This window comes from Micromonospora sp. NPDC092111 (assembly GCF_044755745.1).
Taxonomy (GTDB): Bacteria; Actinomycetota; Actinomycetes; order Mycobacteriales; family Micromonosporaceae; genus Micromonospora.
Map to the genome: position 1 here is coordinate 144,581 of NZ_JBIVRQ010000009.1, position 6,773 is coordinate 151,353.

Annotated in this window: 8 protein-coding genes; 4 read left to right on the top strand and 4 right to left on the bottom strand. The window is 72.4% G+C overall.

Features of this window, described 5'->3' with window-relative positions; genetic code table 11:
• Nucleotides 1-211: 211 nt before the first annotated feature.
• From ACIQG9_RS19160 to ACIQG9_RS19175, 4 genes are all read left to right on the top strand, one after another.
• Nucleotides 212-871: a TetR/AcrR family transcriptional regulator C-terminal domain-containing protein gene (locus tag ACIQG9_RS19160; RefSeq protein ID WP_400404054.1), complete on the top strand. Its 660-nt coding sequence runs from the start codon at nt 212-214 to the stop codon at nt 869-871.
• A gap of 72 nt (nt 872-943) precedes the next feature.
• Nucleotides 944-1,318, top strand: coding sequence for a hypothetical protein (locus ACIQG9_RS19165; protein ID WP_400404057.1), 375 nt, complete (start codon nt 944-946; stop codon nt 1,316-1,318).
• Nucleotides 1,319-1,346: 28 nt separating this feature from the next.
• Complete coding sequence (locus ACIQG9_RS19170) at nt 1,347-1,568, top strand: helix-turn-helix domain-containing protein (RefSeq protein WP_400404059.1); 222 nt, start codon at nt 1,347-1,349, stop codon at nt 1,566-1,568.
• A gap of 214 nt (nt 1,569-1,782) precedes the next feature.
• Nucleotides 1,783-2,277 carry a hypothetical protein gene (locus ACIQG9_RS19175; protein ID WP_400404062.1) on the top strand — a complete coding sequence of 165 codons (495 nt, stop codon included), beginning with the start codon at nt 1,783-1,785 and terminating at the stop codon, nt 2,275-2,277.
• Nucleotides 2,278-2,351: 74 nt separating this feature from the next.
• Here ACIQG9_RS19175 and ACIQG9_RS19180 read toward each other — a convergent pair whose 3' ends face one another.
• The 4 genes from ACIQG9_RS19180 to ACIQG9_RS19195 form a co-directional block, all read right to left on the bottom strand.
• Nucleotides 2,352-4,514, bottom strand: a complete 2,163-nt coding sequence (locus tag ACIQG9_RS19180) for a 2-oxo acid dehydrogenase subunit E2 (protein ID WP_400404065.1) — start codon at nt 4,512-4,514, stop codon at nt 2,352-2,354.
• The gene (locus tag ACIQG9_RS19185; RefSeq protein ID WP_400404068.1) at nt 4,511-5,416 is read right to left on the bottom strand and encodes a thiamine pyrophosphate-dependent dehydrogenase E1 component subunit alpha; all 906 of its coding nucleotides are present in this window, start codon (nt 5,414-5,416) and stop codon (nt 4,511-4,513) included. The genes ACIQG9_RS19180 and ACIQG9_RS19185 overlap by 4 nt, the downstream gene beginning before the upstream one ends.
• Nucleotides 5,413-5,646, bottom strand: a complete 234-nt coding sequence (locus ACIQG9_RS19190; protein WP_400404071.1) for an acyl carrier protein — start codon at nt 5,644-5,646, stop codon at nt 5,413-5,415. The genes ACIQG9_RS19185 and ACIQG9_RS19190 overlap by 4 nt, the downstream gene beginning before the upstream one ends.
• Nucleotides 5,647-5,717: 71 nt before the next feature.
• On the bottom strand, nt 5,718-6,728 hold the full coding sequence (locus ACIQG9_RS19195; protein WP_400404074.1) for a 3-oxoacyl-[acyl-carrier-protein] synthase III C-terminal domain-containing protein: 1,011 nt from the start codon (nt 6,726-6,728) through the stop codon (nt 5,718-5,720).
• Between the last annotated feature and the right edge of the window lie 45 nt (nt 6,729-6,773).

A 6,773-nucleotide genomic window follows, 5' to 3' on the forward strand; every position in this document is an offset into this window, starting at 1 on the left:
GCCGCCGTCCGCCGTGAAGTATTTTCGTCACACGTCCTGTCGTGACGAAAATGGCCGGGGGTCCACCATGAGCTGCGCCGAGTGCGGGTCCGACCTGCCCGTCGCCGTCGGCCGAGGACGGCCACGCCGGTACTGTTCACGCCGCTGCCAGGCACGCGCATACCGCAGACGTCGGGACGACGGACCAGCCACCTCCTCCCGTAAGGCCCCGGTGCTTCCCCGGTACGACGGCGTCGGCCTGGTGGCCCTCGCGGTCGACCTCGCCGACGAGCTGGGCCTGGACGCCATCTCCGTCCGGCTCCTCGCCGATCGCGCCGGTATCCCCGTCCATCTTCTGTACCGGCAGGTACGCAACCGCGCCGACCTGCTCGGCGCCATGGCCGAGCAGGTCATCGACGCGCACCGCCCTCGCCACGCCCCACGGCCGGACGGCGCACGGGCCGAGCTGGCACAACTCGCCCGGGACGAGTGGGCCATGTACCGGCGCCACCCGTGGCTGCTGAGGGTGCTCGCCACCGACCGGCCACCCACCGGCCCGGCCGTCCTGGCCATGGTCGACCGCGTCGTGGCGGTACTCGTCGATGCCGGATTCAGTCCCGCCGACGCCTACCGGGCCTACCTCGTCCTCAGCGGCTACGTGCAGGGCATGGCCCTGCTCATCGGACCCGGTTCGGCCGACACCGACTCCCGCGCCTGGCGCTCGGCAACCCGCCGCCGACTGGAACGGACCGGCCGCCTCCAACGGCGGCCATGGCTGACCGCGGCCAGCCAGACCGATCCCGACACCGACCTCGACACCTGGTTCGAGTTCGGGCTCCGCGGAATGCTCGCCGGCCTCCTCCCATCCCCCGGCGGCACACCGCCCGGGTAGCCCCAGACCGGGCACGGCACCCCATACTGCCCAGAACGCCGACGTCGTCGGCCTGGGTCGGGAGGTGTGACCGTGCGGGCTCCGGGGTGTGCCGAGGATCTTGCCGAGCTGCTGCGGGTGGTACGACGGCAGGGGACGCTCGGTGAGGTGCTGCACTGGCTGGGGCGGCGAATCGGGGCAGAGGTCGCCTGGGTCGGTGGCACGTCCACGGTCGAGGCGGCGACGGCCGGGTTCCGCCGGCCCATCCTCGACGCCTTGGACGAGCAGTTGCGGCGGCTGGCTGCGGGACGGTTGGCCGCGGTCACGGCGCAGGTCGCACAGCAGTCTCCCCAGCGGTCTCCCGCCGAACCCGGGCGACACCCCGCAGGCCACGCCGACCCTGGGCGGGCTGCTCCGCACCCGGCCCGCGACGACGTGGGCGGAAACCTTCCTCCGACCCCTCGTTGAGGCGGAGCATCGTGGCCTGCACCGCACCGTGCGGACCTGGATCGAGGCCAACACCGACGCCCAGCGGACCGCCGCGCTGCTGGGCGTGAGCCGGAACACCGTCCGGGCCCGCCTGCGGGTCGCCGAGCGCCTGCTCAACCGCGACCTGCTGACGACCGGGTCGGGCATCCATGACGTCGTCCACGCCCTGCGCGCGGTGAGTGGGCACCGTGCACCACCCGGTGCGGAATCTGCGCATCGTGCACGGTAGCTCCGGCAGGATGTCGCGGCATAGCGTGCTCCTTGTCCGAATGATTATCGAACTGAAGCCAGCGGGTGCAGTTCATCCAGCTCCCCGATCTGGCGCCGGACGACAATCGAGGCACGGAACCAGAAGTGTCCGATAAGGACGCGGGGGAACTCATTTCCTCGCAGTTCGCTGTCTGACCACAAGGCCAGACCGGAGAAGCACGCGAAGGAGCACCATGTTCGAAAAGAACCGGCTCACCCCGTCCACCCTCGGACGCAGAACAGCATCCCGTACCGCGGTGTGCGCTGTCGCTGCCGGTGCCGCGGTCTTCGCCTTCCCGTCGGCGAGCTGGGCCTACGACAACTACTTCGACTGGTGCTCCAGGGGCATCGTCTCGTGTCAGACCGGAGCCGCGGTGGGCACGCCCGGCGACGTGGACAAGTGCGTACAGGAACTCACCCACTACACCGTCGTCTGCATCAAGTACGCGGGCGACATCGTCTATGTCTGGGATGGCAGCAGCGACGGCAACTCGGCAATGGGCTCGGTCTCCACCCCCGATGCGGGCGATGTCTCGGGACGGTGGTGCCGCAACCTCCACGGGGCCGGCACCTGGGCCAAGTGCAATTTCGACTGGGTGGAAGACACCAAGAAGTGGGTCTACGGCGGAGTGCGATACGACTCCAGCTCAGAGTGGCACACTCTGCTGTGGACGTTCTCCAGCAACTAGTGTCGCGGGGCCGTCCGCCGCCGGTCACCCTCGGAGCACGGCGGGGACGTGGTGGTGCTGGCACACCCCGGAGATCACCGTTGCAGGGCGGCGCTGAGCGCGGCCAGGTACGCCCCGGCCTGCGCCCCGTTGACCAGCCGGTGGTCGTAGGCCAACCCGAGGTCCGCCGTCATCCGCTCGCGCACCTCACCGCCGACGTCCAGCACGACCTCGCGGTGCACGTCGGGCACCGACAGGGCACAGGTGACGCCCGGCGGGATGATCGGCTGGGCATAGATCACGCCGGGGGTGTCGTTGAGCGCGACCAGGAAGTTCATCCCGGTCATGTCGTCCTCGCGTAGCCGGTTGCGCAGCGCCTTCATCCGCAACTCGACCACGGTGTCGGCGAGGTCGCCCAGGTTCAGTTTCGCCGCGTCGCGGATCACCGGCAGGAACAACCCGGTGCCGACGTCCACGGTGAGCCCGACCGACGGCTGTGCCGCGTCGAGGACCCGGCCGTCCCCGGTGAGCTGGGCGTAGAGGGCAGGGAACCGCTCGTGCAAGCTGGCCACGGCAGCGATGACCACCTCGGTCAGGCTGACCTCGGCGCCGGACTCGTCGGCGGCCCGGCGCGCGTGGGCGAGGGCGGCGGTCACGTCGACCCGCACGGCGGTGAAGGCGACCGGGATCTCCCGGTGGGAGGTCTCCACCACGTCGACGATGCGGCGTTGCGACGGTGGCAACGGCCGTCCCGGCAGCGCCGGTGGCGTCACCACGGACGGCTCGGCGACCGGGGGCGCCGCAGCAGGGACGGCACCGGCGGACAGGACGTAGCCGATGGTCGAGCCCGGGACGCAGTCGGCCCCGGCGGCGAGGTCCTGGCGCAGGACGCCCGGGTGCGTCGCCGCCAGCTCCTCGATCGCCTTGGAGGTCTCGACCGCCGCGATCGCCTGTCCGATCTCGACGGTGGCACCGGGCGCGACCAGCCACTCCAGCAGCACGTACCGGTCGTCGTTGTTGTTGAGCCTGGGTACGCGCACCGCGACGCCCGGCTCCGCCGCCCGCGCCTGGCGCAACCGGGTCAGCGGCGAACCGGCGCGGGGAGCCGGAGCCGCGCCAGGGCGGGACGGCTCCGTGGCCGCCTCGCCAGCGCGCGCCACCACCGGCGCCTGCGCCGCCACCGCGCCGGGCGTTGCCCGTGACGGCGCGGCCCGATCGCCACTCGCCGGTCCCGACCCGGCGGACCCGCCCGTGACGGATCGCATGATCCGGTCCAGGATCGTGTCCGCGCTGAGCAGGACCGCCCGTTCCAGGTGCGGCGCCGACGGAATGATGCTGGCAGCCGAGCTGACCAGCTCGACCGGCCGACGCAGCAGCGGCCACGCGGCGGCGTGGAGCCGGGTGGCGACCTCGCTGCCCCAGGTGCCGCCAGCCGTGCTCTCCTCGGCGACGATCACGCCGTCCGCACCGTCGAGCAGGCCGAGCACACCGTCGACGTCGAAGGGGTAGAGCCGGGCGGGGACCAGCACCTCGACACTGCGCCCCCGCTCCCCGGCCGTCCGGGCGGCGGCGATCGCCCGGTTGGCGACCCCGCCCGGCGCGATGACCAGCGTCGGCGCGGCGGCGGCAGCCGGGTCGTGGACGCGGGCCCAGTTACGGTCCGCGCCCAGCAGCTCGAAGACAAGGCGGTCGTCGACGCGGTTGTCCAGGTACCGCCGCTGGGTGTAAAGGATCTTGTCCTCGAACAGCATGGCCGGTTCGTCGCGGCGCAGCGCGGCGGCGAGCACGTCGGCCGCGTCGTGCAGCGGCGACAGCTCGAAGAGTGCGAGGTGCGGAATGCCGATGAAGTGCTTCTGCACGCTCTGGCTGTGCGTCGGGCCGTAGCCCCGCCCACCGCCGACCGGGCACCGGATCACGACCCGCATCGGGGTGTGCTCGCCGTACATGGCGACGGACTTGGTGAGGAAGTTGATGATCGGGTCGAAGGCGAGGCCGACGAAGTCGCCGAACATGATCTCGACGATGACCGTGTCACCGCAGAGCGCCAGACCACCCGCGACGCCGGTGATGCCGTTCTCGCTCAACGGCGTCGACAGCACCCGGTCCGGGTAGGCCGTCGACAGGCCCTGGGTGACCCTGAAGGCGCCGCCGTACGGGTCGACGACGTCCTCGCCCAACAACCAGGCCCGCTCGTCGGCGGCGAACAGTTCGTGCAGGGCCCGGTTGAGGTTCTGGCTCATCCGTTCGGCGCGCGTCACACCACGCCTCCGCCCACCAGGGGCCGGGCCAGCGCCGCGGCCGAGACCTCCGCGACCCGCTGCCGGGCTCGCGCGTCGGCGGCCTCGAACTGTGCCGGGTACGCCGCCGCGTACCGCTCCAGCCAGTCGAGGTGGCGCAGCCGGCGGAGCTCGTCGGCCGGGCGGGTGTCGTCGCCCTTGCTGTGCGGGCCGAGCCGGACCGTGTGCTGCACCAGCACGTGCGGCTGCCGGATGGCGCGGACCCGCTCGATGTGCGGCGCGGCGTCGGCCCGCACCTCGTTGAGGTCCAGCGAATCCGACTCGCTGACGGTGATCCCGAACCCGGCGACCCGGCCGGCGATGCTCCCGGCGAGCTGCGCGGTGGTCGGGGTGGACTGGGCGATCCGGTTGTGCTCGACCACGACCAGCAGCGGCACCCGCCACAGCTTCGCCATGTTGAGCGCCTCGTAGACCGCGCCCTCGCCCCAGGTGCCGTCGCCGATGTAGGTCACCACGATCCCGTCCTGCCCGGTGCGGTTGAGGTGCAGCCCCACGCCGACCGCGGCGGGCAGGCTCTCCCCCTGCACGCCGGTGGACAGGAACCGCTCCCGGCGCAGGTGCTGGCTGCCACCGCGCCCACGGCACACCCCGCCCTCCCGGCCGAGCAGCTCCGCGAGCAGGCCGTCCGGGTCGGCGCAGTGGGCCAGGTAGTGCCCGTGCCCCCGGTGGTTGCTGAACACGAAGTCCCCGGTCAGCAGCGGGGCCAGCGCGACCGGAATGTACTCCTGGCCGAGGCAGGTGTGGGTGGTGCCGCTGACGTGGCCGGCCGCGTACAGGCGGAGCAGCTCCTCCTCGAAGCGGCGGATCAGCAGCCCGGTGCCGAGGTCGGCGTCGCCGAGCGGAGACGGCGCGGCGGAGGTCATTCCTCGACGCCCCGCCGCGCGAGCAACTCGCGCAGGTCCGCCACCGACCGGACGGCCCGGATCTCCCGTGGCGTGACCTCGATCCCGTACGCGTCCTCGACCGCCGCGACGATGTGCAGGTGGCGCAGGCTCACCCAGGCCGCGGTGGTCGCCGGACCGGTCTGCGCGTCGACCTGGTCGACCGGCAACTCCAGCACGTGGGCGACGAGCCGCACCAGGCGACTGGACATCCGGTGTCCCTTCCCAGAGCGGATATCGGGCAGCGGTGGCGCGCCGGCAGAACCGATCGGGCGATCGATGCCTACACCTCGACGAGGGTACAGGCCCAGTGCATGCCCCGGCCCAGCGAGATCAGCGCGACCCGGTCGCCCTCGCCGAGCTCACCGGCGGCGAGCAGGCGGCTCAGCCCGAAAAGCTGGTCCGCCGCACCGAGATGCCCGTGCGCGGCCGCCAACTCCCGGTTGGTACGCGCCAGCGGCACCCCGTGCGCCCGCGCCAGGGACGCCATGGCCCGCTCGTTGTCGCTGACCATGATCAGCCGCGCCAGCTCGGCGACCGTGACGTTCGCCCGCTCGCAGGCCCGCTCGGTGACCCGCACGGCCCGCTCGTCGAGGTCCCGGGCGAACTGCGCGAACTGCTCGGCGTCGTAGTCGAAGAACTCCATCACGTCCCACCCGTCGCGTACCGCAGGCAGCTCGGCACCAGGGCCGAAGGGTGCCGCCGCGCCGCCCACGTCGAGCCGGTGGAACGCGGCGTAGCGGCCGTCGGTGGCGGCCTCCGTGGCGAGCCAGCGCAGCCGGGGATGGCCGCGCCGGGCCACCGTGGCGACCGCGCCGTCGGAGAAGACCATCGGCTGCGTGTCCATCCGGTTCCAGTACGCCTCACAGGTCCGGTTCGCGGCCACCACCAGGGCGCTGGCGTAGCGCGGGTGGGTGGCGAACCTCCCCGCGACGGTGTCGAAGCTGAGCACACCCGTGGTGCACGCCTGGGTGAGCAGCACCGCTTCGGCGTTGACCGCGCCGAGCCGGTACGCCAGGTCGGCGGCGGCGTCCCAGTAGAGGTACTCGGTGAGGTCGGTGACGGCCAGCACCAGCAGGTCCACCTCCGCGGCGGCGAGCCCGGCGGCGTCGAGGGCCTGCCGGGCGGCCCGCTCGGCGAGGTCGGTCAGGCCCACCTCCGGCGCGCTGCGGTGCACCTGGCGGTAGCCGTACCCGAGGACCCGGTTCAGGTCGTCGGTGTACTGCCCCACCACGTCCGGCACCGGTACCGGATCGCCGAGCGCCTCGCCGAACGACACCAGCCCGAAGCCCATGTTTTGCCCGTCCCACGCAGATCCTTGGATGCATACCATTGCCGG

Coding starts and splice junctions, on each gene's coding strand:
- ACIQG9_RS19175 (WP_400404062.1), top strand. CDS start 1,783: ATGTTCGAAAAGAACCGGCTCACCCCGTCCACCCTCGGACGCAGAACA.
- ACIQG9_RS19185 (WP_400404068.1), bottom strand. CDS start 5,416: ATGACCTCCGCCGCGCCGTCTCCGCTCGGCGACGCCGACCTCGGCACC.
- ACIQG9_RS19190 (WP_400404071.1), bottom strand. CDS start 5,646: ATGTCCAGTCGCCTGGTGCGGCTCGTCGCCCACGTGCTGGAGTTGCCG.
- ACIQG9_RS19195 (WP_400404074.1), bottom strand. CDS start 6,728: ATGGGCTTCGGGCTGGTGTCGTTCGGCGAGGCGCTCGGCGATCCGGTA.